At 60.2% G+C, this 24,474-nt stretch carries 26 protein-coding genes and 2 tRNA genes; 18 read left to right on the top strand and 10 right to left on the bottom strand.

The window, feature by feature from the left end; all coding sequences use genetic code 11:
• Positions 1-107: 107 nt before the first annotated feature.
• From SKTS_RS02405 to SKTS_RS02440, 8 genes are all read left to right on the top strand, one after another.
• Complete coding sequence (locus SKTS_RS02405; protein ID WP_173059792.1) at positions 108-398, top strand: co-chaperone GroES; 291 nt, start codon at positions 108-110, stop codon at positions 396-398.
• A 36-nt stretch (positions 399-434) separates the two neighbouring features.
• A complete protein-coding gene (groL, locus tag SKTS_RS02410) occupies positions 435-2,078 on the top strand; it encodes a chaperonin GroEL (RefSeq protein ID WP_173059795.1) in 1,644 nt (547 codons plus the stop codon).
• Positions 2,079-2,227: 149 nt separating this feature from the next.
• A complete protein-coding gene (rpsU, locus tag SKTS_RS02415) occupies positions 2,228-2,440 on the top strand; it encodes a 30S ribosomal protein S21 (RefSeq protein WP_173059798.1) in 213 nt (70 codons plus the stop codon).
• A 13-nt stretch (positions 2,441-2,453) separates the two neighbouring features.
• Positions 2,454-2,900: a GatB/YqeY domain-containing protein gene (locus SKTS_RS02420; protein WP_173059801.1), complete on the top strand. Its 447-nt coding sequence runs from the start codon at positions 2,454-2,456 to the stop codon at positions 2,898-2,900.
• Positions 2,901-2,984: 84 nt separating this feature from the next.
• Positions 2,985-4,709, top strand: coding sequence for a DNA primase (gene dnaG, locus SKTS_RS02425; protein WP_173059804.1), 1,725 nt, complete (start codon positions 2,985-2,987; stop codon positions 4,707-4,709).
• Between the two features lie 67 nt (positions 4,710-4,776).
• On the top strand, positions 4,777-6,663 hold the full coding sequence (gene rpoD / locus SKTS_RS02430; protein WP_173059807.1) for an RNA polymerase sigma factor RpoD: 1,887 nt from the start codon (positions 4,777-4,779) through the stop codon (positions 6,661-6,663).
• 8 nt (positions 6,664-6,671) lie between these two features.
• Positions 6,672-6,748 (top strand) — tRNA-Ile (locus SKTS_RS02435).
• Between the two features lie 75 nt (positions 6,749-6,823).
• The gene (locus SKTS_RS02440; protein ID WP_173059810.1) at positions 6,824-7,534 is read left to right on the top strand and encodes a hypothetical protein; all 711 of its coding nucleotides are present in this window, start codon (positions 6,824-6,826) and stop codon (positions 7,532-7,534) included.
• Positions 7,535-7,554: 20 nt separating this feature from the next.
• On the opposite strand, the gene SKTS_RS02445 is transcribed toward SKTS_RS02440, so the two are convergent.
• The gene (locus tag SKTS_RS02445; RefSeq protein WP_173059813.1) at positions 7,555-8,148 is read right to left on the bottom strand and encodes a hypothetical protein; all 594 of its coding nucleotides are present in this window, start codon (positions 8,146-8,148) and stop codon (positions 7,555-7,557) included.
• Between the two features lie 235 nt (positions 8,149-8,383).
• On the opposite strand from SKTS_RS02445, the gene SKTS_RS02450 reads away from it, so the two are divergent.
• Positions 8,384-8,680, top strand: coding sequence for an HU family DNA-binding protein (locus SKTS_RS02450; RefSeq protein ID WP_173059816.1), 297 nt, complete (start codon positions 8,384-8,386; stop codon positions 8,678-8,680).
• Between the two features lie 114 nt (positions 8,681-8,794).
• Here the strand turns inward: SKTS_RS02450 and SKTS_RS02455 are convergent, their stop codons facing one another.
• The 7 genes from SKTS_RS02455 to SKTS_RS02485 all read right to left on the bottom strand — a co-directional run bounded on the left by SKTS_RS02455 (position 8,795) and on the right by SKTS_RS02485 (position 14,512).
• On the bottom strand, positions 8,795-9,826 hold the full coding sequence (locus SKTS_RS02455; RefSeq protein WP_173059819.1) for an NADP(H)-dependent aldo-keto reductase: 1,032 nt from the start codon (positions 9,824-9,826) through the stop codon (positions 8,795-8,797).
• A gap of 19 nt (positions 9,827-9,845) precedes the next feature.
• Complete coding sequence (locus tag SKTS_RS02460) at positions 9,846-10,553, bottom strand: class I SAM-dependent methyltransferase (protein WP_173059822.1); 708 nt, start codon at positions 10,551-10,553, stop codon at positions 9,846-9,848.
• A 15-nt stretch (positions 10,554-10,568) separates the two neighbouring features.
• Positions 10,569-10,970: a phage holin family protein gene (locus tag SKTS_RS02465; RefSeq protein WP_173059825.1), complete on the bottom strand. Its 402-nt coding sequence runs from the start codon at positions 10,968-10,970 to the stop codon at positions 10,569-10,571.
• 18 nt (positions 10,971-10,988) lie between these two features.
• Positions 10,989-11,672 (bottom strand): methyltransferase family protein, encoded by a 684-nt coding sequence (locus tag SKTS_RS02470; RefSeq protein WP_173059828.1) that lies wholly within the window; start codon positions 11,670-11,672, stop codon positions 10,989-10,991.
• Between the two features lie 178 nt (positions 11,673-11,850).
• Positions 11,851-11,925: transfer RNA gene (locus tag SKTS_RS02475), tRNA-Val, on the bottom strand.
• Between the two features lie 74 nt (positions 11,926-11,999).
• A complete protein-coding gene (locus SKTS_RS02480) occupies positions 12,000-12,170 on the bottom strand; it encodes a CstA-like transporter-associated (seleno)protein (RefSeq protein WP_173059831.1) in 171 nt (56 codons plus the stop codon).
• Between the two features lie 269 nt (positions 12,171-12,439).
• A complete protein-coding gene (locus SKTS_RS02485; protein ID WP_173059834.1) occupies positions 12,440-14,512 on the bottom strand; it encodes a carbon starvation CstA family protein in 2,073 nt (690 codons plus the stop codon).
• Between the two features lie 111 nt (positions 14,513-14,623).
• On the opposite strand from SKTS_RS02485, the gene SKTS_RS02490 reads away from it, so the two are divergent.
• The 8 genes from SKTS_RS02490 to nusB all read left to right on the top strand — a co-directional run bounded on the left by SKTS_RS02490 (position 14,624) and on the right by nusB (position 21,032).
• Positions 14,624-15,460, top strand: a complete 837-nt coding sequence (locus SKTS_RS02490) for a potassium channel family protein (protein ID WP_173059837.1) — start codon at positions 14,624-14,626, stop codon at positions 15,458-15,460.
• Positions 15,461-15,553: 93 nt separating this feature from the next.
• On the top strand, positions 15,554-16,801 hold the full coding sequence (gene glyA, locus SKTS_RS02495; RefSeq protein ID WP_173059840.1) for a serine hydroxymethyltransferase: 1,248 nt from the start codon (positions 15,554-15,556) through the stop codon (positions 16,799-16,801).
• Positions 16,802-16,882: 81 nt separating this feature from the next.
• Positions 16,883-17,332: a transcriptional regulator NrdR gene (gene nrdR / locus SKTS_RS02500; RefSeq protein WP_173059843.1), complete on the top strand. Its 450-nt coding sequence runs from the start codon at positions 16,883-16,885 to the stop codon at positions 17,330-17,332.
• Positions 17,333-17,336: 4 nt separating this feature from the next.
• A complete protein-coding gene (gene ribD / locus SKTS_RS02505) occupies positions 17,337-18,431 on the top strand; it encodes a bifunctional diaminohydroxyphosphoribosylaminopyrimidine deaminase/5-amino-6-(5-phosphoribosylamino)uracil reductase RibD (RefSeq protein ID WP_173059846.1) in 1,095 nt (364 codons plus the stop codon).
• Positions 18,432-19,031 (top strand): riboflavin synthase, encoded by a 600-nt coding sequence (locus SKTS_RS02510; protein ID WP_173059848.1) that lies wholly within the window; start codon positions 18,432-18,434, stop codon positions 19,029-19,031.
• Positions 19,028-20,119: a bifunctional 3,4-dihydroxy-2-butanone-4-phosphate synthase/GTP cyclohydrolase II gene (gene ribBA, locus SKTS_RS02515; RefSeq protein ID WP_173059851.1), complete on the top strand. Its 1,092-nt coding sequence runs from the start codon at positions 19,028-19,030 to the stop codon at positions 20,117-20,119. The genes SKTS_RS02510 and ribBA overlap by 4 nt, the downstream gene beginning before the upstream one ends.
• A 10-nt stretch (positions 20,120-20,129) precedes the next feature.
• Positions 20,130-20,597, top strand: a complete 468-nt coding sequence (ribH, locus tag SKTS_RS02520) for a 6,7-dimethyl-8-ribityllumazine synthase (RefSeq protein ID WP_173059854.1) — start codon at positions 20,130-20,132, stop codon at positions 20,595-20,597.
• Positions 20,598-21,032: a transcription antitermination factor NusB gene (gene nusB / locus SKTS_RS02525; RefSeq protein ID WP_173059857.1), complete on the top strand. Its 435-nt coding sequence runs from the start codon at positions 20,598-20,600 to the stop codon at positions 21,030-21,032.
• A 66-nt stretch (positions 21,033-21,098) separates the two neighbouring features.
• Here the strand turns inward: nusB and mgtE are convergent, their stop codons facing one another.
• Together mgtE and SKTS_RS02535 are read right to left on the bottom strand one after the other, a co-directional pair.
• The gene (mgtE, locus tag SKTS_RS02530) at positions 21,099-22,541 is read right to left on the bottom strand and encodes a magnesium transporter (RefSeq protein ID WP_173059861.1); all 1,443 of its coding nucleotides are present in this window, start codon (positions 22,539-22,541) and stop codon (positions 21,099-21,101) included.
• 58 nt (positions 22,542-22,599) lie between these two features.
• Positions 22,600-23,304, bottom strand: coding sequence for a YggS family pyridoxal phosphate-dependent enzyme (locus tag SKTS_RS02535; RefSeq protein ID WP_173059864.1), 705 nt, complete (start codon positions 23,302-23,304; stop codon positions 22,600-22,602).
• Between the two features lie 47 nt (positions 23,305-23,351).
• Here SKTS_RS02535 and SKTS_RS02540 point away from each other — a divergent pair, with 47 nt between their 5' ends.
• Positions 23,352-24,395, top strand: a complete 1,044-nt coding sequence (locus SKTS_RS02540; protein ID WP_173059867.1) for a type IV pilus twitching motility protein PilT — start codon at positions 23,352-23,354, stop codon at positions 24,393-24,395.
• Positions 24,396-24,474 lie beyond the last annotated feature (79 nt).

The raw sequence follows: 24,474 nt of genomic DNA on the forward strand, positions 1-24,474 counted from the left end.
TTGAAATCCGAAGGGGCTATCCCTATTATTAGCACTCGCTTGGATGGAGTGCTAATAACTCCACAGCTATGAGATTTCATAAGTTAAACCAACAGGAGATTGAAATAATGAAAATTCGTCCTTTGCACGACCGCGTGATCGTCAAGCGCCTGGAAGCCGAAGAAAAGACCGCTTCCGGTATCGTTCTGCCAGGCAATGCAGCCGAGAAGCCGGACATGGGTCTGGTTCAGTCCGTCGGCGAAGGCAAGGTGCTGGACAACGGTACGTTGCGCGCGCTGTCCCTGAAAGTGGGCGACAAGGTCATTTTCGGCAAATACTCCGGCCAGTCCGTCAAGGTGGACGGCGAAGAACTGCTGGTGATGCGCGAAGAAGACGTAATGGGCGTGATCGAAGGCTAATCGGATTTACCAAGAATTCTCAAGGAGATTTAAAACATGGCAGCTAAAGACGTTAAATTCGGCGATGACGTGCGTCATCGCATGGTGGCAGGTGTCAACATCCTGGCCAACGCAGTCAAGGTGACGCTCGGCCCCAAAGGCCGCAACGTGGTGCTGGAGCGCTCTTTCGGCGCCCCGACCATCACCAAGGACGGTGTGTCCGTGGCCAAGGAAATCGAGCTGAAAGACCGCTTCGAAAACATGGGCGCCCAGATGGTGAAGGAAGTGGCTTCCAAGACCTCCGATGTGGCCGGTGACGGTACCACCACTGCAACCGTGCTGGCTCAGGCCATCCTCAAGGAAGGCATGAAATACGTGGCTGCCGGCATGAATCCGATGGATCTGAAGCGCGGTATCGACAAGGCTGTCGCAGCTACCGTCGAAGAACTGAAGAAAATCTCCAAGCCTTGCACCACCACCAAGGAAATCGCTCAAGTGGGCAGCATTTCCGCCAACTCCGACGCATCCATCGGTGAGCGCATCGCCGAAGCGATGGACAAAGTGGGCAAGGAAGGCGTGATCACCGTGGAAGACGGTTCCGGCCTGGATGACGAACTCGAAGTCGTGGAAGGCATGCAGTTCGACCGCGGCTACCTTTCCCCGTACTTCATCAACAACCCGGACCGTCAACTCGCTTTGCTGGAAAATCCCTTCGTCCTGCTGCACGACAAGAAAATCTCCAACATCCGCGATCTGCTGCCGGTGCTGGAGCAAGTCGCCAAGGCCGGTCGTCCTCTGCTGATCATCGCTGAAGACGTGGACGGCGAAGCGCTGGCCACCCTGGTGGTGAACAACATCCGCGGTATCCTCAAGACCGTTGCCGTCAAGGCGCCGGGCTTCGGCGACCGCCGCAAGGCCATGCTGGAAGACATCGCTATCCTTACCGGCGGTACCGTGATCGCCGAAGAAGTAGGTCTGACCCTGGAAAAAGCCGCTCTGACCGATCTGGGCCAAGCCAAGCGCATCGAAGTGGGCAAGGAAGAGACCATCATCATCGACGGTCATGGCGACACCGCCAACATCGAAGGCCGCGTCAAGCAGATCCGCAAGCAGATCGAAGAGTCCACCAGCGATTACGACCGCGAGAAGTTGCAGGAACGCGTGGCCAAGATGGCTGGCGGCGTGGCATTGATCAAAGTCGGCGCTGCAACCGAAATGGAAATGAAAGAGAAGAAAGCCCGCGTGGAAGACGCGCTGCACGCTACCCGTGCAGCTGTCGAAGAAGGCATCGTTGCTGGCGGCGGCGTTGCCCTGCTGCGTGCACGTGCCGCGATTGCCGGGCTCAAGGGTTCCAACCCCGAGCAGGATGCAGGCATCAAGATCGTGATGCGCGCCTTGGAAGAGCCGCTGCGCCAGATCGTTGCCAACTGCGGTGACGAGCCTTCCGTAGTGGTCAACAAGGTGCTGGAAGGCAAGGGTAACTTCGGTTACAATGCCGGTACAGGTGAGTACGGCGACATGGTGGAAATGGGCGTGCTCGACCCCACCAAGGTAACCCGTTACGCGCTGCAGAACGCCGCTTCCGTATCCGGCCTGATGCTGACCACCGATTGCATGGTGGCCGAACTGCCGAAGGAAGAGTCGGGTGGTGGTATGCCTGGCGGCATGGGTGGAATGGGCGGCATGGAAGGCATGATGTAATTTCCGTTCCGTCTCAGCAGTAAGCGACAAGGGCTGCACATCAGTGCGGCCCTTGTCTTTTGTAAAAAATTGCGAACAGGGTTTGGAAAAATTCATCCTCTCTGTTAAAATCGCCCGTTTCCCATTTAATTCTTGTCGAGAAAGACGATATGCCAAGTGTCCGCGTAAAAGAAGGTGAACCGTTTGACGTTGCACTGCGCCGTTTCCGCCGTACCATCGAGCGCTCCGGTCTGCTGAACGAACTGCGTGCCCGCGAGTTCTACGAGAAGCCCACCGCCGAACGCAAGCGCAAAGGCGCTGCTGCCGTGAAGCGTCATTACAAGCGCCTGCGCAGCCAGATGCTGCCGGCCAAGCTGTACTAAACACCTTCGCCTCATGAGTTTGAGACTACGCATCACCGAAGACATGAAATCGGCGATGCGCGCCAAGGATGCGCCCCGTCTGGGTGCGATCCGTCTGCTCCAGGCTGCTATCAAGCAGCGTGAAGTGGACGAACGCATCGAGCTGGACGATGCGCAAGTGGTGGCGGTAATCGAAAAGATGCTCAAGCAGCGGCGCGATTCGATTTCTCAGTACGAAGCGGCGAAGCGCAATGACCTGGCGGATGTCGAAAAGTTTGAAGTGACGGTGCTTCAGGCTTACATGCCGCAGGCCTTGTCGGATGCCGAAGTCGAACAACTGGTGGTGGAGGCAATTGCCACGTCCGGTGCCGCCGGCGTCAAAGACATGGGCAAGGTGATGGCGGCGGTAAAGCCGCAAGTCGCCGGGCGCGCCGACATGGGCAAGGTTTCCGCCCTGATTAAGGCAAAACTGGGCGGTTGATGGCTGTAAGCCCGAATTGGGCATGAGTTTATTGCGCCAGGACGACCTGTCCTGGCGTTTCCATTTTCGGGGGTTTCGCGCGCGATGATTCCTCAGTCTTTCATTCAGGATCTGCTGAATCGCCTCGACGTCGTGGATGTGGTGGAACGCTATGTTCCGCTCAAGAAAGCCGGCGCCAATTACATGGCCTGCTGCCCCTTCCACAACGAAAAATCGCCTTCCTTTAGTGTCAGTCCCACCAAGCAGTTTTATCACTGCTTCGGTTGCGGCGCGCACGGCACCGCCATCAGCTTCGTCATGGAGTACCAGGGGTTGGGCTTCATCGAGGCTGTTGAGGAACTGGCGCGCAGCGCGGGGATGACGGTCCCGCAGGAAGCCGGCGGGGAAAAGTCGCGTCCCTCGCAAAGCACGGAACTGGCCGAGCTCATGCTGCAGGCCACGCGCTACTACCGCGAACAGCTCAAGCGTGCACCCCAGGCGATCGAGTACCTAAAGCAGCGCGGCCTTTCGGGCGAGATCGCGGCGCGCTTCGGCGTGGGCTATGCGCCGGCTGCCTGGCAGAACCTGGTAGAGATTTTTCACGATTACACCTCGAAAACCCTGGTTCAGGCGGGTTTGGTCATAGAGGGCGAAAACGGCAAGCGCTATGACCGCTTCCGTGATCGCATCATGTTTCCCATCCTCAACCAGCGCGGCACGGTGATCGGTTTCGGTGGTCGCGTGCTGGGGCAGGGCGAGCCCAAATATCTCAACTCGCCGGAAACTCCCCTGTTCGAAAAAGGTCAGGAACTGTATGGCCTGTACCAGGCGCGCAAGGCGATCCGCGAGGCGGGCCGGGTGCTGGTGGTGGAGGGCTACATGGACGTGGTGGCCCTGGCGCAGCACGGTATCGAATACGCGGTGGCCACGCTGGGAACGGCGACCACGCCAACCCACGTGCAGAAATTGCTGCGCCAGAGCGACAGCGTGGTGTTCTGTTTCGATGGCGACACCGCAGGGCGCAAGGCAGCCTGGCGCGCACTGGAAAACAGCCTCGGGCAGGTGGTGGACGGCAAGAACCTGAGCTTTCTTTTCTTGCCCCAGGGCGAAGACCCCGATTCCTATGTGCGCAGCGCGGGCAAGGCGGGTTTCGAGGAGCTATTGGCGGAGGCGGTGCCGTTTTCGCAGTTTTTGCTGCGCGAATTGACGGCCCAGGTGGACATGCAGACCCAGGAAGGACGGGCGCGCCTGCTCCAGTTGGCGCGCCCGTTGCTGCAGCAAGTGGCTGCGCCCGCCCTGGGCCTGATGCTGCGCAAGCGCCTGGCGGAGCTGGCGGGTATTTCCCAGGCGGAACTGGAAGACCTGTACCAGATTCAGCCGATACGGAAGCCGGCCAAAGCGTTGCCCAGGCTCAAGCGGAATCCACCTTCCCTGGTGCGTCAGATGCTCCAGTTTTTGCTGGTTCGGCCGCAATTGGCGCAGGGTGTGGTGTTCGAGAGCAAAGGTCGCGAAGGAGATGAATTAACGCTTGCCGCGTTGCTTGAATTTCTTTCCGCGCACCCGCACATAAAGGATGCGGCGCCGCTCATCGAGCATTTTCGTGGTACCGCCCATGACGCCCGGATTCGCGATGCCGCGGCGGAAGTCATGCAGTGGGAAGACCGCCTTGGCACGGAAGAAATCGAACAGGAATTTGCCGGCGCCCTGGCGCAGTTGAAGTGGCAGGCGAAGCAAAAGGAAATCGATACGTTGCTCGCCCTGTCGCGCGCCCAGGGGTTGACGGCGGCGCAAAAAGAGCAGCTGCAGCAGTTGTTGTTGCGCAAGGAATGAAAATCCGCTATGGAAGTAGGGTATAATGCTCGGTTTTGTTAAACGCTTTTTCGGGACAAGGTAAGGTATGGCGACGGAAAATGGAAAGATGGATGACCGCGTGAATGACGCAGACGCGCGGCGCATGCGCCTGAAAAATCTGATCGTGCTGGGTAAGGAGCGTGGCTACCTGACCTATGCAGAGATCAACGACCACCTGCCGGACGATATGCTCGACGCTGAGCAGATCGAGGGCGTGATCAGCATGATCGGCGACATGGGCATCGCGGTATACGACGAGGCGCCGGATGCTGAAACCCTGCTGATGTCCGATGCGACGCCCGCCGTGGCCGACGAGGATGCGGTGGAAGAAGCCGAGGCGGCACTCTCCACGGTGGACTCCGAATTCGGACGCACCACCGACCCGGTGCGCATGTATATGCGCGAAATGGGCACGGTCGACCTGCTCACGCGCGAAGGCGAAATCGAGATTGCCAAGCGCATCGAAGATGGCCTGAAACACATGGTGCAGGCTATTTCCGCCTGTCCCACCACGATCGCCGAAATCCTGCGACTGGCCGAGATGATCGAGCGCGACGAGCTGCGTGTCGACGAACTGGTCGACGGCCTGATCAACGGTCAGAGCGCGGATGAATTCAGCGAGGAAATGGCTGCCGCGGAAGAGGCGGAGCCTGAAGCCGAAATCAGCGAGGAAGAAGCCGAAGCCGCAGGCGCCGCAATCGCCGCCGCCAACCTGGCGCAACTCAAGGCCGACGCCCTGGAGCGCTTTGCCGTGATCCGCGAAGCCTTCGACAAAATGATGCAAGCGCTGCAGAAAAAAGGCCCGCGCAGCAAAGCTTACATGGAAGTTCAAGAGCAGATTTCCAACGAGTTGATGGGCATCCGCTTCTCCGTCAAGCAGGTGGAAGCGCTGTGCGACGGCCTGCGCGGCCTGGTGGAAGAAGTGCGCGGTCACGAGCGCAGCATCATGGATCTGTGCGTGACCAAGGGCGGCATGCCGCGCCCGCACTTCATTCAGGTGTTCCCCGGCAACGAAAGCAACCTTGACTGGGTGGTGGGGGAAATTGGCTCCGGCAAACCCTATAGTGAAAAACTCGGCCGCTTCCAGCATGCCGTCGTCGACCAGCAGCAGCGTCTGACGGATGTGCAGACCAAGGTCGGCATCCCGCTCAAGGATCTGAAAGAAATCAATCGCCAGATGTCCACCGGCGAAGCCAAGGCGCGCCGCGCCAAGCGCGAGATGATCGAGGCCAACCTGCGCCTGGTGATCTCTATCGCCAAGAAATACACCAATCGCGGCCTGCAGTTCCTCGACCTGATTCAGGAAGGCAACATCGGTCTGATGAAGGCCGTGGACAAGTTCGAATACCGCCGCGGCTACAAGTTCTCCACCTATGCTACATGGTGGATTCGCCAGGCCATTACCCGCTCCATCGCCGATCAGGCGCGCACCATCCGCATTCCGGTGCACATGATCGAAACCATCAACAAGATGAACCGCATCTCGCGCCAGATCCTGCAGGAGACCGGGCAGGAAGCCGATCCCGCGCTGCTGGCCGAGAAGATGGAAATGCCGGAAGAGAAAATCCGCAAAATCCTCAAGATTTCCAAGGAGCCGATTTCCATGGAAACGCCGATCGGCGACGACGAGGATTCCCACTTGGGCGACTTCATCGAGGACGTTTCCACCCTGGCCCCGGCCGATGCCGCGATGTACGCCAGCCTGCGAGAAGCCACCAAGGAAGTGCTGGAGTCGCTGACGCCGCGCGAAGCCAAAGTGTTGCGCATGCGCTTCGGCATCGAGATGAACACCGATCACACCCTGGAAGAAGTCGGCAAGCAGTTCGACGTCACGCGCGAGCGTATTCGTCAGATTGAAGCCAAGGCGCTGCGCAAGTTGCGTCACCCTTCCCGTTCCGAGCGGTTGCGCAGCTTCCTGGACAACGAGGGTTAAGCTTTCATGGGCCTGTAGCTCAGTTGGTTAGAGCAGAGGACTCATAATCCTTTGGTCCACGGTTCAAGTCCGTGCGGGCCCACCAAATAGTAAGCAAAAACAAAAGGCTGGATGAATAATCCGGCCATTTGTTTTTTAAAAACAGGCGTTTCCAATGACCATGAACGAAAATAAACTTGCTATCGACACTTTCGGCAATGTCGCTGAGGTTATGAACGCCCCGGGCGAGGGTGACACGGTTGAACTGGAGCGCCATCTAGCGGAAAAGCGCCTGCAACTGGCTGCTCTAGAGGGCGCAGAAACGATGGCGCGTGCCCGTTTGCAATTGGACATCGCCGAACTCCTGCGCTCTCTGGAGCGCAAGGAAGAGGCCTGGAGCCTGGCACGTGAAGCCTTTGATGCCTCGCTGGAAAAGGAGTCGTGGCAGGATGCGGTCGAGGCCTGCAATGTGCTATTTCAGACCGAGCAGGCGGAATCCATTCCCGCGCTGGGCATGGGCGTCTGGCTGGCGGTCACTTTTCCGGTAGACCCGGAGCTGACTTATGCGATGCTCGACCATATCGTCGACGAGACTCCCACGGCCTCGGATGGCGCGGCACTCGCCGCGGTCACGGCGCGCTACGTGATTGACCTGCGGGCGCCTGACGACAAGCACGAAAGCCAGAGCCTTCTGGCGAACAATCTCATCGCGCGGGTTGCCGCACGCCATAGCAATGTACAGGATCAGCAAGCGCTCGATGCCTGGATGAATGAGCTGGGTTTGCGCGATCCGCAGGTGTTTCTGCCCCGCCTGGGGCAGGTGGTGAATGCGGTGGTGGGGGACGCGTGGTGGTTCGACCGCGATGCGTTGCGTGACCGGCTGCCCGATTAACGTTCGTTAATCAGCCGGACTCACTTGTTGGTCTGGCTGCCGTTATGCGGCCAGCGGTAATCGGCTCTGTCCCGTTCGATCTTGCGGCGTTCTTCGGCTATTTTGGCCAGGGTTTCGTCCAGTTGTTTCTGGCGCTCGCGCAATTCGTTGTCGCGCTTGTAAACGTCGGCCTTGAAAGCCAGCAATGCGTTCTGCTGATTTTTTAGGTCTTTTTCGGCGGCGGCATTTTTATCCCGGCAAGCCGTTGAGGCGGGAGCGGGCGTGGCTTTGGCTGTGCTTGGCTGGGGTTTCGCCGTCTTGCTCGCGGCTAAGGTCATGGTTTCCAGCGAGCCGCGCAGACTCTCACGTTCCTGCTCTGCCGCCGTCAGCAATTTTTTCAGGTTGGTGTTGAGCGCTTTTTCCTTGTCCAGCGCAGTCTTGGCTTTTACGGCTTCGACGCTGGATTTCTCCTGGGTTTCCTTGGCGGTTTTTAGCTCTTCCGTTATCTTCAGCAGGGCGGCCTTGTTTTCGTGGGCTGCGGAACTGGCGAAATAATAGGCTGCGCCCGTGGCGAGCAGGGTATAAACCAGGCAGATGGTGATTACCAGCCAATGAGTTCGAAAGAAAGTCAGCATGAAAAGAAAAATCTCCTGGACTCGGGAATAGCGGGAAGTTTAGTGCCATTTCCTGGCCAAGGCATAAATATTTCGGCATTTTCGCGGCAGTGCCATTCTCCTTGTCAGGCGCGGGCCTTGGCGAAATTACAGGATTTTAATTTTCTGCTGCGCGGATTCGTTAATTTTGCAAAAATAAGGCACAATTCAGCCTGTAATTTTTTTCCTTACTAACAACCCCAGTGGAGATGACAACATGAATAAAAGCGAACTGATCGATTCCGTTGCAGGCAAGACCGGTGTTTCCAAAGCCAAAACCGCCGAAGTGCTGGATGCGCTGATGGCTACGGTCAAGGAAAGCATGGCCAAGAGCGAGCCAGTGCAACTGATCGGTTTCGGCACTTTCGAAGTGACCGAGCGTGCTGCGCGCGAAGGCCGCAACCCGGCGACCGGTGCAGCGATGAAGATCGCCGCCAAGAAAGTGGTTAAGTTCAAGGTCGGCAAGGCGCTGGCCGATGTTGTTGCCGCTGCGAAGCCCGCCAAGAAGAAGTAATTATCCGCGGCGCGCCCTGATCGGGGTGCGCCGCAGCCAGTCTTCGGATCCATCCCCGGATTCGTAAAAACTTTCCCGCTCGATTTCCCGTGGTTTGTCCGTAAAACCGTTCGCCTAAGGCGCAGGGTTCGGATAGCGTGCGTGGATCGCCTCGATTTCCCGCAGCACATCCGCACCCAGTTCTACTTCCGCACTGCCGATGTTTTCTTTGAGCTGTTCCATGGTGGTGGCGCCGATGATAGTGCTGGCCACGAACCACTTGCTGCGCACGAAGGCGAGGGCCAGGGTCGCGGGCGCCTTGCCGGCCTTGCGGGCCAGTTCGGCGTAAGCCTGCACCGCCTCGTTGACGTTGGGCTTGCCATAGCGTTGCCCGAAGCCGGGAAACAGGCTGATGCGCCCGCTGCCGGATGGGGTCAGGTACTTGCCGGAAAGCACGCCGAAACCAAGCGGGCTGTAGGCCAGCAGCCCGACTTTCTCGCGCTGGCCGATCTCCGCCAGCCCGAACTCGTAGGTCCGGTTGATGAGGCTGTACGCGTTCTGGATCGAAATCACGCGCGGCAGGCCGGCCTGCTCCGAGGCGCGGATGAACTGGCACACGCCCCACGGGGTTTCGTTGCTCAGGCCGACGTGCCTGATCTTGCCGGCCTTGATCAGGTCGGCAAAGACGGCCAGTTGCTCGGCGATGGGCGTACTTTCCCGTTCCGCGTGCGGGTCATAGGCGGTCTGGCCGAACATCGGCACATTGCGGTCCGGCCAGTGAATCTGGTACAGGTCGATGTAGTCCGTCTGCAGCCGTTTCAGGCTGGCGTCCACGGCTTCCTCGATATGTCGCCGCGTGATTCTCGGCCCGCCCCGCATCCAGTCGTAGCCGCGGGCCGGTCCGGCCACCTTGGTGGCGAGGATCAGTTTGTCGCGCGCCACGCCTTTCAGCCAGCGGCCGACGTACTGTTCGGTCAGCCCCTGGGTGCCGGCGCGCGGCGGCACGGGGTACATTTCCGCGGTGTCGATGAAGTTGACGCCGTGTGCGACGGCATAATCCAGCTGGCTGCGAGCGTCCTCGGCGCTGTTCTGCTCGCCGTAGGTCATCGTGCCGAGGCAGATTTCGGAGACCTGCAGGTCGCTGCTGCCCAGTTGGCGATATCTCACGGCTTCCTCCTGATGTCCGCTACGCCTTGCGCAACAGGTCGACGCGTAGCGGCGTCTCGAAATCCGCGCCGTGCGGCGTCATGTGGCGCATGAACTGTTCGCGCACCCGCCGGTACAAGTCGGGCGAGAGTCGGTGCTCGGTGTGGGTGACCTTGAGGATTCGTTCCTCGAACTGCTCGAAAGTTTCGAAACGGGTAGGCGTGCTGAAGAATGTCTCGCTCACCAGCTCGAATCTGCCTGCGGCCACGGCGCGTTCTACGGCTGAAAAAGCGGCCTCGCGCACCGCTTCCTCGTCGTGGAAGAGACGCAGGATTTCGTTGAACTCCCCCGCGAAGACCGGTTCAGAAATATACGCCATCCCGCCGGGCCTCAATACCCGGCGGATTTCGGCCATGGCGCGATCCATCTGCGCTACCGGTACGTGGTGCAGGGACTTGAACATCAGCACGACGTCGAAGGATTCGTCCGCGGCGGGAATCGCTTCCGCGCCGCCAAGAGCGAAGCTCACGTTGGCAAGGTCGTTGCTGTGAAGATTCGCGGCGTGCTGGATTTCATCCACCTCCAGGGCGGTAATCGAGCGCGCTTTCCCGCTCTGGCTGATCGCACGGGTTTTCTCCGCCTTGCCGCAGCCGAGTTCAAGGATGTCTGCGCCTTGAAGCGGGAGCAACTGCTCGTAAACGTCGCGTTCGTCGCAGACGAGGTTCGCCAGCGGATTGGAAATCATCATGTGTGTCATCCCGGGTTAAACCATTACGCCGTGCTGCGTCGGTATTAGGAGCGGGTGGCCGCCCGACTGGAATATGAACAGCCCGATCAGGAAGCTGAAAATGGCGATCATGATGCTGGCGAAAAAGGCCGTCCAGAAGCCGGACACCTTGAACCCCTCGACCAGCGCGGACACCAGCAGCAACATCAATGCATTGATCACCAGCAGGAAAAATCCGAAAGTGATGAGGGTGAGCGGAAAAGTCAGCAGAATGAATATCGGCCGTACGATCGCATTGGCGAAACCGAGCAGTAAGGCCGCGACAAAGAGCGATTGCTTGTTGGAGAACGTGATGCCGTGAAACATGAAGCTCACCAGCCACAGAGAAAGGGCAGCGATCCCCCAGTGGGCGAGAAATTCGAACAGATTGTTCAGCATGCCGCGATGCTCCCTTGTTTAAGTGTTGCCGCTGACCACCGACGGTTTGTCGCTGCGCTTATTCATTAGTTCCGCCGCCTCGGCCGCGCTTAATGTTTTCCACGGCAACGGCAGCAGGCCGGGGATGCGGGCCATGTAGCGGCGATAAGCCTCGCCGTGATAAACCAGCAGTTTCTTTTCTTCCAGGCGCGATCCGACCATGAAGTAAAGGGTCATCATCACGCTGGAAAGAAACAGCGAAGCGTTCATGTCGCGCGTCCAGATCAGCACCAGCCCGAAGAAGTACCAGGGGTGACGCACGAAGCGGTGGAACGGGGAAAGGTGGAAGTGCTCAAGGTCCTCTACGCGCCGGGTATGCACGTGCCACTGGCGCAGGCCGAGAAACTCCTGCATGTCGTAAAATTTCAGCGTGCGCAGGAACCCCAGCAACGCCGCCAGCGCCAAGCCGTTTGCCAGCCATGCGGCGGCGCCGTCCCAGCGCCAAAGCATCGGGCCTGGGGTGCGATACATGAGCCAGAGGATCGGCAGCAACAGCAGCACGGCCAGCGTGTTGAATGTCAGACGGTAGACGGGCACCAGCTCGGGGCGCAGCTCGGCGACCCTGTGCTTGATCCGGAGCGAGGCAAGCGTCGAGTGCAGGGCAAAGTAGCCCAGCCAGCACAATAGCAACAGCGTCATGTTCTGCCAGGTGGAGTCCGTCATAGCTCAATCCTCGATTCTTGGGCGGCTTGGCCGGTAGTTTGCCATGTCCTCACAATTGTCAGGGCAATTATGAAAATATCAATCGGCTGGCGTCGTGCCTGGGCGGAATATGCCAACTGGCGGCATGCTAATCAGGATGCCGAAAAGAAAAGGGCTTACTTGCGTAAGCCCTTGTGTTTGGTGGGCGATACTGGGTTCGAACCAGTGACCCCTGCCGTGTGAAGGCAGTGCTCTACCGCTGAGCTAACCGCCCAAACTTCGCTAAATTCAGCGAGTCGCGAATTATCCTTTGAAACCGGGTCTTCCGTCAACCTGACGCTGAGTGCTTCAGCAGCAGCGTCTCACGCCGTTCCACTTGCGTTCCTGCTCGCGTTTGAAAAACGCCTTGCGGCTCAGTTCGGGTTCGCCGGGGTGGGCTGCGCTGTGATGTGCGCGGTAGCGCTCGTAGGCGTCGTCGCCGCTCAGGCGGCGGATGGCGCACCAAATTTTATGTAACATGCAGGGCTCGTTAATGAATAACTTGGACATACGCTGGGGCCGTTTTGGGCACAGGCCAAGGCGCGAGACGCGCGGTTGTGTCATTCACAACAAGTGGCTCGCAACGCGGGCATGCGGCCAAAACGGCCCCAGCCCGAAGGGTTGTTGTGTATTCGGGCGTCTGCGGCGTTGCGAGACTTGGCAATGGAATAACCATTGCCCGCGTCTCGCGCCTTGCATCCATCCCGAATACACAGCAACGTATGTCCAAGTTATTCATTAACGAGCCCTTAGTCTCTCACCCAGTTTTCCACCAGCCGGCTCGGCTCGTGGGGGGATTCGGTCAGTGGCGGCACCGCTTTGCCGCGGAGATGGCCGGCGCACACACGCAGCATGTCGAAGATGATCACCCACAGCAAAACGACGAAGAACAGGGTGAGCCAGGCGTCCAGCTGCTGGTTGAATATCAGTTGCGGCGCAACGGCGGCTTTCTCCGGCGGCAATTTGCCCGCTGCGAGCTTGTCGGCGAGGTCGTTGGCGGCGGCGAAGAAACCGATGCGCACGTCGGGGCTGGTTACTTTTACCCAGGCCGCGGTGGTGGTGACTGTTGCCAGCCAGGCAAGGGGCGCCGCGCTGATCCAGGTGTATTTCAGCTTGCCGGACTTCACCAGGATGCCGGTGGCGACCGAGAGGGCGATCGCCGCGAGCATCTGGTTGGAGATGCCGAACAGCGGCCACAGGATGTTGACGCCGCCGTTGGGGTCGATCACGCCGATGTAGAGGAAGTAGCCCCAGGCCGCGACGATGATGGCGGAGGTGAGGATCACCGAAGGGTACCATGAGGTCTGGCCGAGGCGCGGCGAGAAGTTGCCGAGGAAGTCCTGCAGCATGAAGCGCCCGACGCGGGTGCCGGCATCCAGCGTGGTAAGAATGAACACGGCCTCGAACATGATGGCGAAGTGGTACCACATCGCCAGCAAATTCTGGCCGAAGGCGCTGCCGAAAATGCTTGCCATGCCGACGGCCAGCGAGGGCGCCCCGCCGGTGCGGGCGAACAGGGTTTTTTCGCCCATTTCACGGGCCAGCGTTTCCATCTGCTCGACCGTGACGGGGAAGCCCCAGGAGGTGATCTTCGCCACCGCATCCGCCGCTTCCTTGCCGACTACGCCAGCCGGGCTGTTGATGGCGAAGAACACGCCGGGGTCGAGCACGCTGGCGGCGACCATGGCCATGATGGCGACGAAGGATTCGAGCAGCATGCCGCCGTAGCCGATCATGCGGATATCCTTCTCGTTGGCCAGCAGCTTGGGCGTGGTGCCGGACGCGATGAGGGAGTGAAAGCCGGACACCGCGCCGCAGGCGATGGTGATGAACACGAAGGGGAAAACGCGCCCGCCGAAAATCGGTCCGCTGCCGTCGATGAACTGGGTCACCGCGGGCATCTTGATTTCGGGCTGCATCACCACGATGGCGATGGCGAGCAACAGGATGGTACCCAGCTTCATGAAGGTGGAAAGATAGTCGCGCGGCGCGAGCAGCAGCCACACCGGCAGGATGGCGGCGGCGAAGCCGTAGGCGATCACCGCCCAGGCCAGGGTCAGGCCCTCGTGGTCGAACAGGGGACGCAGGCTCGGGTTATGGTCGATCCAGCCGCCGCCCGCCACCGCCAGCAGCAGCAGTGCCAGGCCGAGCAGAGAGCCTTCCAGCACCCGCCCGGGGCGGATGTCGCGCATGTACAGGCCGACCAGCACGGCGATGGGGATGGTGGCGGCGATGGTCGAAGTGGCCCACGGGCTGTGCTTCATGGCGTTGACCACCACCAGTCCGAGCACGGCGATGAGGATCACCATGATCATCAGCGTGCCGATCAGGGCGGCGATGCCGCCGATCGGGCCGAGTTCGTCGCGCGCCATCTGGCCCAGGCTCCTGCCGTTGCGCCGGGTGGAGAAAAACATGATGGTCATGTCCTGCACGCAGCCGCCGAGCACCGCGCCGATCAAAATCCATAATGTGCCCGGCAGATAGCCGAACTGCGCCGCCAGGGTCGGGCCGATCAGCGGGCCGGGGCCGGCGATGGCGGCGAAGTGGTGGCCGAACACGATCCATTTGTTGGTGGGGATGAAGTCGCGCCCGTCATTGAAACGCTCGGCAGGGGTGGCGCGGGTTTCATCCAGCACCAGCACGCGGGCGGCAATCCAGGCTGCATAAAAACGGTAGGCCAGGGCAAAAACACAGGCTGCTGCAGTGATCAGCCAGATGGCGTTGATCGACTCGCCGCGGCTGAGGGCGATGCCGCCCAGTGCCGATGCGCCGAGCACGGCGACGGCAAGCCACCATAGTGACTGCATGGGGTTTTTGAGCATGGCGAAGTTTCCGATTCAGGGGTGCTCATGATAGCAATAGCGCCATGGGCTTGGAAACGCGCAGTCGCCATATACGTTGTAGAATAATCGCGATCTAAACGGGGAGTAAGCATGTCAATTGATTTGCGGCGCTGGTTCGGCATGGGTGGGGTGGGGGCTCATGAGAATCCGCTGGCCTACATCTGGGAACGGCGCCTGCACTGGGTGATGATCGTCGTCGCGCTCATGGCGGTGCCGGCCTTCTACCTCGAAGCACTGCAACGCGAGGTGCCGCTGCAGCATATCGGCTGGGCGCTGGATCTTTTCATCTTCGTCGCATTCAGCCTGGAAACTGCGTGGATGCTGCACCTCTGCCATAACAAGACGGTCTATCTCAAATACAACTGGCTGAACGTGCTGATCATCGGAGCGTCCGCCCTGGGTCTGGTCGGGCTCCCCAGCGAGTGGCTGCCGCTGGTGCGCCTGTTGCGGGTGGCCTATGTGGCCCTGATTCTGGCGCGCATGCTGGCTTCGGTGCGCATTCTGTTTTCCACCAATGCCATTCCCTATGCTTTTACCCTCGGGCTGGTTACCCTGATTTCTGCCGGCGCGGGATTTTACTGGCTGGAACCCACAATTCACAGTTTCGGCGAAGGCTTGTGGCTGGCTTTCACGACTGGTGCCACTGTGGGGTATGGAGATTATGTGCCGACCACGCCTATTTCTCGGGCCTTTGCGGTGGTGATGGTGGTCGTCGGATTTACCGTGTTTTCCCTGGTGACGGCGAGCGTTTCCGCTTTGTTCGTCGGCGAGGATGAAAAACGTTTGCGCCGGGAAATGCATCAGAACGTCCTGGAATTGCGCCGCGAAATTGCCGAAATGCGCGCCGAATTGCAACATCAAGGCATGATCGGTCAGGATTCGTCAGCGGACGAGGCAAAAAAATCACCCGCCAACGAGGAAATTTAGAAGCTGCCGGAGGTTTCCGCTTGCGCGAAATTGGTTAAACCCTTGGCTGTCATGCTAAAATTCCGCCTTTTCCAAGCCGAGTGAAAGACCACCATGTTCAGCGCAAAAAATACCATTGCCAGCTTTGATCCTGAATTGTGGCAGGCGATCGAGCAAGAACGCCAGCGCCAGGAAGACCACATCGAACTCATCGCTTCCGAGAACTACACCAGCCCGGCCGTGATGGAGGCGCAGGGCTCTGTGCTGACCAACAAATACGCCGAAGGCTATCCCGGCAAGCGCTACTACGGTGGTTGCGAATACGTCGACAAGGCCGAGCAGCTCGCCATCGACCGCGTCAAGAAACTGTTCGGTGCCGACGCCGCGAACGTCCAGCCCAATTCCGGTTCGCAGGCCAACCAGGCCGTGTTCATGGCCTTTCTCAAGCCCGGCGACACCATCATGGGCATGAGCCTGGCCGAAGGCGGTCACCTCACCCACGGCATGGCGCTCAACATGAGCGGCAAGTGGTTCAATGTCGTCGCCTATGGTCTCAACGAAAAGGAAGAGATCGACTACGACCGCATGGAAGCGCTGGCCCATGAGCACAAGCCCAAGCTGATCATCGCCGGCGCCTCTGCCTATGCGCTGAAGATCGATTTCGAGCGCTTTGCCAAGGTGGCCAAGGCCGTCGGCGCGATTTTCATGGTGGACATGGCGCACTATGCGGGGCTGATCGCCGCGGGCGTCTACCCCAACCCGGTGCCGCATGCGGACGTGGTCACCACCACCACTCACAAGACCCTGCGCGGGCCGCGGGGCGGCGTCATCCTGATGAAAGCCGAACACGAAAAAGCCATCAACTCGGCCATTTTCCCCGGATTGCAAGGCGGCCCGCTGATGCACGTCATCGCCGGCAAGGCGGTGGCTTTCAAGGAAGCGGCGAGCAAGGACTTCAAACTTTACCAGGAGCAGGTGGTCGCCAACGCGCTGGTGATGAGCAAGGTGCTCACCGAGCGCGGTCTGCGCATCGTTTCCGGCCATACCGAATCCCACGTTTTCCTGGTCGACTTGCGCGCCATGAAACTGACCGGCAAGGAAGCCGAAGCCGCACTGGGCAAGGCGCACATCACGGTGAACAAGAACGCCATCCCCAACGATCCGGAAAAGCCCTTCGTCACCAGCGGCATCCGCATCGGCACGCCGGCCATGACGACGCGCGGTTTCAAGGAAATCGAAGCCGAGCACCTGGCCAACCTGATCGCCGACGTGCTCGCCGCACCCACCGATGAAACCGTGCTGTCGCGCGTGGCCAACGAAGCCAAGGCGATGTGCAAGAAGTATCCGGTTTACGGACAGTGAGGAGTTAGGGGTGAGGAGTAAGGAGTCGGTCTTGGGGTGTTTTTGCCCCTCACTCCTCACTCCTCACCCCTCACCAACCAAATGAAATGCCCCTTTTGCGGTGCCGACGATACCCAGGTGATCGATTCCCGCGTCAGCGAGGAAGGCGACAGCGTGCGTCGCCGGCGGCGCTGCGCGGGGTGCGAAAAGCGCTTCACGACCTATGAAACCGCCGAGTTGCGCCTGCCCCAGGTGGTGAAGCAGAACGGCAGCCGCGAAGAATTCCGCCGCGAAAAGATTCGCACCAGTTTCATGCGCGCCCTCAACAAGCGCCCGGTGTCCACCAATCTGGTGGACAGCGCCATCCAGCACATCGAGCAGAAAATGCTGAGCCTGGGCGAGCGCGAAGTGCCGTCGCGCCAGGTCGGCGAGATGGTGATGAACGAGCTGCGCAAGCTGGACAAGGTGGCCTATATCCGCTTCGCTTCGGTTTACCGCAGTTTCGAGGACGTGGAAGACTTCCGCGACGCGATCCGCGACCTGGACAAGTAGCACCATGTTTACTTCCGCCGACCACGCATTTATGGCGTCAGCCATGCAACTGGCGCAGCGCGGCCTGTACAGCACCACCCCCAATCCCCGCGTGGGCTGTGTCATCGTGCAAGCTGGAAAGGTGGTGGGCGAGGGCTGGCATGAGCGGGCCGGCGAGCCCCATGCCGAGGTTCATGCGTTGAACCAGGCGGGAGAGGCAGCGCGGGGCGCGACGGTTTATGTCACGCTCGAGCCGTGCAGCCACTACGGCCGCACCCCGCCCTGTGCCGGGGCGCTGATCAAGGCGGGCGTGGGACGCGTGGTGGTGGCGATGCGCGACCCCAATCCCATGGTGGCCGGACAGGGTATCGCCATGCTCGAACTGGCGGGTATTCCCACCACTTGCGGCGTGCTGGAAAAGGAAGCGCGCGAGCTGAATCTCGGTTTCATCTCGCGCATGGAACGGGGCCGGCCGTGGTTGCGGCTCAAGGCGGCGGCCACGCTGGACGGTAAAACGGCGCTGAACAACGGCGTCAGCCAATGGATTACCGGCCCCGACGCGCGGCGTGACGCGCACCGTTTGCGCGCACGTTCTTGCGCCATGCTGACCGGCATCGGCACGGTGCTGGCAGACGATCCATCTTTTACGGTGCGCGATGTCGAGACGACGCGCCAGCCGCTCAAGGTGGTGGTGGACGCCAACCTGAGCATGCCGCTGGATGCGAAAATATTGCAGGGTGCCAAGCTACTGGTTGCCACCGGCTGCGACGAGGAAGAGCGTATCCGGCAACTGCAGGATGCCGGCGCCGAGGTGCTGGTGTTGCCGGCCGAGCACGGGCAGATCGACCTGGCGCGCCTGCTGCAGGAACTGGGGCGGCGCGGCATGAACGAAATCACGGTGGAAGCCGGCAAGGTGCTCAATGGCGCCTTGTTGAGTGCCGGCGTCGTGGACGAACTGGTGTTCTACCTCGCGCCCATGCTGTTCGGCGACAAGGCGCGCGGCATGTTCGGCGTGCCGGAAATAGAGGAAATGAATCAGCGTCAGGAGTTGGAAATCAGGGATCTGCGCATGGTGGGACGCGATATGCGCATCGTGGCAACATTGAAAAGGAAAGCATAAATGTTTACCGGCATCATTCAGGCGGTGGGTAAAATTGCCGCGATCGAACCGCTGCAAGAGGGCGTGCGCTTGACTGTCAGCGCGGCGGACCTGGACATGAGCGACGTCGCGGTGGGCGACAGCATCGCCGCCAACGGCGTATGCCTGACGGTGATCGCCAAAACCGCCGACGGCTACCAGGTCGACGTGTCCCGGGAAACGCTCAACTGTACCGAGGGTCTGGGCGAACTCGGCGAGATCAACCTGGAAAAGGCCCTGCGCCTGTCCGATCGCCTCGGCGGCCACCTGGTGAGCGGCCACGTCGACGGCGTGGGCGACGTGGTGAAGTTCGCGCCGGTCGGCGAATCGCATGAGCTGGTGATTCGCGCGCCCAAGTCCCTGGCTCGTTATATCGCTCACAAGGGGTCGATCACGGTCAACGGGGTGAGCCTGACGGTCAACTGGGTGAAGGATGAGGACTTCAGCATCAACCTGATTCCCCACACCATCGAGGCGACCAATTTCAAACATCTGTGCGCCGGCAAAAAGGTCAACCTCGAAGTCGACCTGGTCGCGCGCTATCTCGAACGCATGCTGAGCTACGGCAAGGAAGAACAATGAACATCAGCCCGATACAAGACATCATCGCCGACTTCAAGGCCGGCAAAATGGTCATCCTGGTGGATGAGGAAGACCGTGAGAACGAGGGCGACCTGGTGCTGGCGGCCGAGTTCGTCACGCCGGAAGCCATCAATTTCATGGCCAAGCACGGCCGCGGCCTGATCTGCCTGACTCTGACCGAAGCGCGCTGCCGCCAGCTCGACCTGCCGCTCATGGTGTCGAGCAACAAGGCCCCGCTGGGCACCAATTTCACCGTTTCGATCGAAGCGGCCGAAGGCGTGACCACCGGCATTTCCGCCGCCGACCGTGCCAAGACCGTGGTGGCTGCGGTCAGGAAGGATGCCGGCCCGCACGATATCGTCCAGCCCGGCCATATTTTCCCGCTCAAGGCGCAGAACGGCGGCGTGCTGGTGCGCGCCGGACACACCGAGGCGGGTTGCGACCTGGCTGCGCTGGCAGGCCTGGAGCCGGCAGCAGTGATCTGCGAAATTCTCAAGGAAGACGGCGAAATGGCCCGCCTGCCCGATTTGCTGGAATACGCCAAACTGCACAGCCTTAAAATCGGCACCATCGCCGACCTGATCCACTACCGCAGCCAGACCGAGAGACTGGTCGAGCGCGTGGCGGAGAAAACGGTGCAGACCGTTTATGGTGCGTTCCAGCTGGTCACCTATCACGACAAGACCGCCAACGAAGTGCATCTGGCGCTAGTCAAAGGCGAGATCAAGGCGGGCGAGGAAACCCTGGTGCGGGTGCACGAACCCCTGTCGGTGATGGATTTTATCGACGCCACCAGCTTCGAGCATTCCTTCAGCGTGCAGCAGGCCATGCAGGCGGTGGCCGATGCCGGCAAGGGCGTGATCGTGCTGATGCGCCGCGGCGGCGAGACGGCGGCCGACCTGCTGGAGCGCGTCAAGCGCAGCGAGCCCAAGGCTCCGGCCAAGGTGGACTTGCGCAACTACGGTATCGGTGCGCAGATCCTGCGCGATCTCAACGTCACCAAGATGCGTCTGCTGGCCGTGCCGCGCAAGATGCCGAGCATGGCGGGCTTCGATCTGGAAGTCACCGGCTACTACGAACCGAAATAGGAACCGAACCATGGGAATCTCCAACAAACTACCCGAATACCACCCCGATCTGAACGGCAGCGGCCTGAAAATCGGCATCGCCATGAGCCGCTTTAATATCGATATCTGCGAGGGTTTGCTGGGCGCTTGCATCACCGAGTTGCTCAAGTGCGGCGTGGCCAAGGACGACATTTTCCTGGCGACCGTGCCGGGCGCGCTGGAAGTGCCGCTGGCGCTGCAGACAATGGCCAAAAGCGGCAAGTTCGATGCGCTGGTCGCGCTGGGTGCGATCATCCGCGGCGAGACCTACCATTTCGAACTGGTGGCCAACGAATCCGGCAGCGGCGTGACCCGCGTGATGCTCGACAGTGGCCTGCCTATCGCCAACGCCATTCTGACGACTGAAGACCAGGATCAGGCCGAGGTTCGCATGGCGGAAAAAGGTGCCGACGCCGCGCGCGTGGTGATCGAGATGGTTAATCTGCTGAAGAAGATTTAAATGAAAAAGAACCGCCGCAAAGCACGCGAACTCGCCCTGCAGGGCCTCTACCAGCGCCAGCTTACCGGCGATCCGGTGGATGTCATCGAGGCGCAGTTACGCGAGCATGAAGAATTCGCCAAGATCGACGACGCGCATTTCGCCGCCATGCTGCGTGGCGCGATCAAGGATGCCGCGGCGTTGGAAGCGCACATCCAGCCCTGTCTCGATCGCCCGCTGGAAGAGCTGAGCCCGGTGGAGCGCGCCATCCTGCTGCTCGCCACCTATGAATTCGTCCACCACATCGAAATTCCCTACCGCGTGGTGATCAACGAGGCCATCGAGTTGGCCAAAGGCTACGGCGGCACGGACGGCTACAAGTACGTCAACGGGGTGCTGGACAAGCTGGCCGCCAAGGTGCGGACGGTCGAGGTGACCGGGAAAAAACCAGCCTGAGTCCCCGGTTACCCGAGGTCGAGGCAAACAGCGAAACACCGTTTTGCGCTCATCGGCTCAAGTCGATCACATCAGGAATATGGTGGCGAGGCCGAGGAAAATGAAAAACCCTCCGCTGTCGGTCACTGCCGTGATCATCACGCTCGACCCGACGGCGGGGTCGCGTCCGAGCTTGTGCATGGCGAGCGGGATCAGAACACCCATCACCGCTGCCAGTAGCAGATTGAGCGCCATGGCCCCGGTCATCACCGCGCCCAGTGCGGCATTGCGGTACAGCAGATAGGCCAGCAGGCCGAGCATCGAACCCCAGATCAGCCCGTTCATCAGGCTCACGCCGAGTTCCTTGATGAAAAGTTTGCGCATGTTGCTGGGGTGAATTTGCCCCAGCGCCAGGCCGCGCACGATCATGGTGGTGGTCTGGTTGCCGGAGTTGCCGCCGATGCCGGCGACGATGGGCATCAGCGCGGCGAGCGCGACAATTCTCTCGATCGAGCCTTCGAACAGGCCGATTACACGTGAAGCGATAAAGGCTGTCACCAGGTTGATGGCGAGCCAGGTCCAGCGGTTCTGCATGGACTTCCATACCGTGGCGAACATGTCTTCTTCTTCGCGCAAGCCCGCCATGGCGAGCACGTCGCTTTCCGCTTCGTCGCGGATGAAGTCCATCACTTCGTCCACCGTCAGGCGGCCGACCAGCTTGTGGTGAACATCCACGACCGGTGCCGTGACCAGGTCGTAGCGCTCGAACGCGGAAGCGGCGTCGCTCGCCTTGTCGTTGCCGTTGAAAATCACCGGGTCGTCCGACATCACCGCGGCGACCAGGGCGTCCGGGTTGTGCAGCAGCAGGCGTTTCAAAGGCAATACGCCGCGCAGTTTTGCCTTGCTGTCGACCACGAACAGCTTGTCGGTATGGCTGGGCAGTTCTCCCAGCTTGCGCAGGTCGATCAGTACCGCTTCCAGGCTGACATCTTCGCGTATGGTGACCATGTCGAAATCCATCAGCGCGCCGACCGTTCCTTCCGGGTAGGAGAGCGCCGATTGCAGTTGCGCCTGTTCCTCCTTGTCCAGCGACTCGAACACATCCTGGATCACTTCCTGCGGCAGATCCGGCGCCAGGTCGGCGATTTCGTCGGTGTCCAACTGCTCGGCAGCAGCGCGCAACTCGTCGCTGTCCATGCTGGCAATGAGGGATTCTCGCACCGCATCGGAGACTTCCAGCAGGATTTCGCCATCCCGATCCGCCCGTGCCAATTCCCATACCAGCAGTCGCTGATCGAGCGGCAGGGCTTCGAGAATATAGGCCATGTCGGCAGGGTGCAGGGCATCCAGCGTTTTCTGCAATTCGGCCAGATTCTGCTTGTGCACCAGCTGCTGCACCAGGTCGTGGCGCGGCATGTCCTGCTTGTGCACCAGGGACTCAACCAGTTCGTGCTTGTGCAAAAGCTCGACAACGCGTGTCAGGCTTTCCTGCACGCTCTCGTGCTGTGCGGTGTCGCGGGTATCTGGCATGGTTGGTTTGCCCTAGGTTCTGGATTGAGGCTTGGCCGGATTTTATATGGTTTGCGTCTTACCCGGAGGACTCTTTGGGGTAGCTTCGTGCGCCGAAAATCGCCGAGCCGACCCGGACGATGGTGGCGCCTTCGGCGATCGCCGCTTCCATGTCGTCGGACATGCCCATGGAAAGGGTATCCAGCTGAAAACCAAGACGATTCAATTGCGCCAGCAGTTCGGCCACGATGCGGAACTGGCGCCGCTGCAGGGTCACGTCGTCCGTGGGCGCGGGGATCGCCATCAGGCCGCGCAGTTGCAGCCGCGGCAAGGCTTTTACATGGGCAGCGAGTACGGCCGCTTTTTCGGGCGCTACGCCGCCTTTGCTGGCTTCGCCGCTGACGTTCACCTGCAGGCATACCTGCAGTGGCGGCAATTCCGCGGGCCGGGCGGCGGAAAGGCGCTCGGCGATTTTTGTACGATCGATGCTGTGCACCCAGGCGAAGTTTTCCGCTACCTGGCGCGTTTTATTGCTTTGCAACGGACCGATGAAATGCCATTCCAGGGGAAGATCGCGCAATGCGGCCATTTTGGTCAGCGCTTCCTGCACATAACTTTCGCCGAATTTCATCTGTCCGGCCAGGAATGCCTCGCGCACAGCCGCGTCTGGAAAGGTTTTGCATACCGCCAGGAGCTGGACCGACTGCGCTGCCCTGCCATTTTGTGCCGCCGCGGCGAGAATGCGATGTTTAACGGCTTGCAAGGCGCTCGTGATTGTTGTCATAATGATCTTATATATCGGTCATCTTGACCGCAACAAGGGGATTATAAATGGAAATCTCTGATCTACTCGCCTTCTCGGTCAAGAACAAGGCATCCGACCTGCACCTGTCCGCGGGTTTGCCGCCGATGATCCGCGTCAACGGCGACGTGCGCCGCATCAATGTGGACTCGCTGGACCACAAGGGCGTGCACGGCATGGTGTACGACATCATGAACGACGGCCAGCGCAAATTCTACGAAGAAAATCTGGAGGTGGACTTTTCCTTCGAGATCCCCGGCCTGGCCCGCTTCCGCGTCAACGCATACAACCAGAACCGGGGCGCCGCAGCGGTATTCCGTACCATTCCTTCCAAGGTACTGACGCTCGAACAACTCAATTGCCCGCCCATTTTCAAGGAAATCGCCGACCAACCGCGCGGCATCGTGCTGGTGACCGGACCTACCGGATCGGGTAAATCGACCACCCTGGCGGCGATGATCAACCACATCAACGAGAACGAATACGGCCATATTCTCACCGTGGAAGACCCGATCGAGTTCGTGCATGAAAGCAAGAAGTGCCTGATCAACCAGCGCGAAGTGGGACCGCATACGCTTTCCTTCGCCAACGCGCTGCGTTCGGCCTTGCGCGAAGACCCGGACATCATCCTGGTGGGCGAGATGCGCGACCTTGAAACCATTCGCCTGGCCCTGACCGCGGCGGAAACCGGTCACCTCGTGTTCGGTACCCTGCATACCAGTTCAGCAGCCAAGACCATCGACCGTATCATCGACGTGTTCCCAGCCGCCGAAAAGGAAATGGTCCGGTCCATGCTTTCCGAATCCCTGCGCGCGGTTATTGCGCAGACGCTGCTCAAGACCAAGGACGGCAGCGGCCGGGTCGCGGCGCACGAAATCATGATCGGCACGCCGGCTATCCGTAACCTGATCCGGGAAAACAAGATCGCGCAAATGTATTCCGCGATCCAGACCGGCCAGAATGTCGGCATGCAGACACTGGATCAGTGTCTTACCGACCTGGTGCGGCGCAATGTGGTTGCCCCCAACGAGGCGCGTATCAAAGCGTCGAACAAGGACAGCTTCGCCGGCTGATAACACGAATCTCAGAGCGTTCTTCTTTCTCCCGTTCCTCACCAGGATTGCCGGTTTTGCGGTCAATCGCGGTGGGGGA

The sequence above is a fragment of the Sulfurimicrobium lacus genome, from assembly GCF_011764585.1.
GTDB lineage: Bacteria > Pseudomonadota > Gammaproteobacteria > Burkholderiales > Sulfuricellaceae > Sulfurimicrobium > Sulfurimicrobium lacus.

Bases quoted from the DNA above. Each gene is read 5' to 3' on its own strand.
- ribBA (WP_173059851.1), top strand. From the start codon at position 19,028: ATGAACATCAGCCCGATACAAGACATCATCGCCGACTTCAAGGCCGGC.
- rpsU (WP_173059798.1), top strand. From the start codon at position 2,228: ATGCCAAGTGTCCGCGTAAAAGAAGGTGAACCGTTTGACGTTGCACTG.
- SKTS_RS02510 (WP_173059848.1), top strand. From the start codon at position 18,432: ATGTTTACCGGCATCATTCAGGCGGTGGGTAAAATTGCCGCGATCGAA.
- glyA (WP_173059840.1), top strand. From the start codon at position 15,554: ATGTTCAGCGCAAAAAATACCATTGCCAGCTTTGATCCTGAATTGTGG.
- SKTS_RS02480 (WP_173059831.1), bottom strand. From the start codon at position 12,170: ATGTTACATAAAATTTGGTGCGCCATCCGCCGCCTGAGCGGCGACGAC.
- groL (WP_173059795.1), top strand. From the start codon at position 435: ATGGCAGCTAAAGACGTTAAATTCGGCGATGACGTGCGTCATCGCATG.
- SKTS_RS02405 (WP_173059792.1), top strand. From the start codon at position 108: ATGAAAATTCGTCCTTTGCACGACCGCGTGATCGTCAAGCGCCTGGAA.
- mgtE (WP_173059861.1), bottom strand. From the start codon at position 22,541: ATGCCAGATACCCGCGACACCGCACAGCACGAGAGCGTGCAGGAAAGC.
- nusB (WP_173059857.1), top strand. From the start codon at position 20,598: ATGAAAAAGAACCGCCGCAAAGCACGCGAACTCGCCCTGCAGGGCCTC.
- SKTS_RS02445 (WP_173059813.1), bottom strand. From the start codon at position 8,148: ATGCTGACTTTCTTTCGAACTCATTGGCTGGTAATCACCATCTGCCTG.
- ribH (WP_173059854.1), top strand. From the start codon at position 20,130: ATGGGAATCTCCAACAAACTACCCGAATACCACCCCGATCTGAACGGC.
- ribD (WP_173059846.1), top strand. From the start codon at position 17,337: ATGTTTACTTCCGCCGACCACGCATTTATGGCGTCAGCCATGCAACTG.
- SKTS_RS02485 (WP_173059834.1), bottom strand. From the start codon at position 14,512: ATGCTCAAAAACCCCATGCAGTCACTATGGTGGCTTGCCGTCGCCGTG.
- SKTS_RS02465 (WP_173059825.1), bottom strand. From the start codon at position 10,970: ATGCTGAACAATCTGTTCGAATTTCTCGCCCACTGGGGGATCGCTGCC.
- SKTS_RS02450 (WP_173059816.1), top strand. From the start codon at position 8,384: ATGAATAAAAGCGAACTGATCGATTCCGTTGCAGGCAAGACCGGTGTT.
- SKTS_RS02540 (WP_173059867.1), top strand. From the start codon at position 23,352: ATGGAAATCTCTGATCTACTCGCCTTCTCGGTCAAGAACAAGGCATCC.
- SKTS_RS02460 (WP_173059822.1), bottom strand. From the start codon at position 10,553: ATGATGATTTCCAATCCGCTGGCGAACCTCGTCTGCGACGAACGCGAC.
- rpoD (WP_173059807.1), top strand. From the start codon at position 4,777: ATGGCGACGGAAAATGGAAAGATGGATGACCGCGTGAATGACGCAGAC.
- SKTS_RS02490 (WP_173059837.1), top strand. From the start codon at position 14,624: ATGTCAATTGATTTGCGGCGCTGGTTCGGCATGGGTGGGGTGGGGGCT.
- SKTS_RS02420 (WP_173059801.1), top strand. From the start codon at position 2,454: ATGAGTTTGAGACTACGCATCACCGAAGACATGAAATCGGCGATGCGC.
- SKTS_RS02440 (WP_173059810.1), top strand. From the start codon at position 6,824: ATGAACGAAAATAAACTTGCTATCGACACTTTCGGCAATGTCGCTGAG.
- dnaG (WP_173059804.1), top strand. From the start codon at position 2,985: ATGATTCCTCAGTCTTTCATTCAGGATCTGCTGAATCGCCTCGACGTC.
- nrdR (WP_173059843.1), top strand. From the start codon at position 16,883: ATGAAATGCCCCTTTTGCGGTGCCGACGATACCCAGGTGATCGATTCC.
- SKTS_RS02470 (WP_173059828.1), bottom strand. From the start codon at position 11,672: ATGACGGACTCCACCTGGCAGAACATGACGCTGTTGCTATTGTGCTGG.
- SKTS_RS02535 (WP_173059864.1), bottom strand. From the start codon at position 23,304: ATGACAACAATCACGAGCGCCTTGCAAGCCGTTAAACATCGCATTCTC.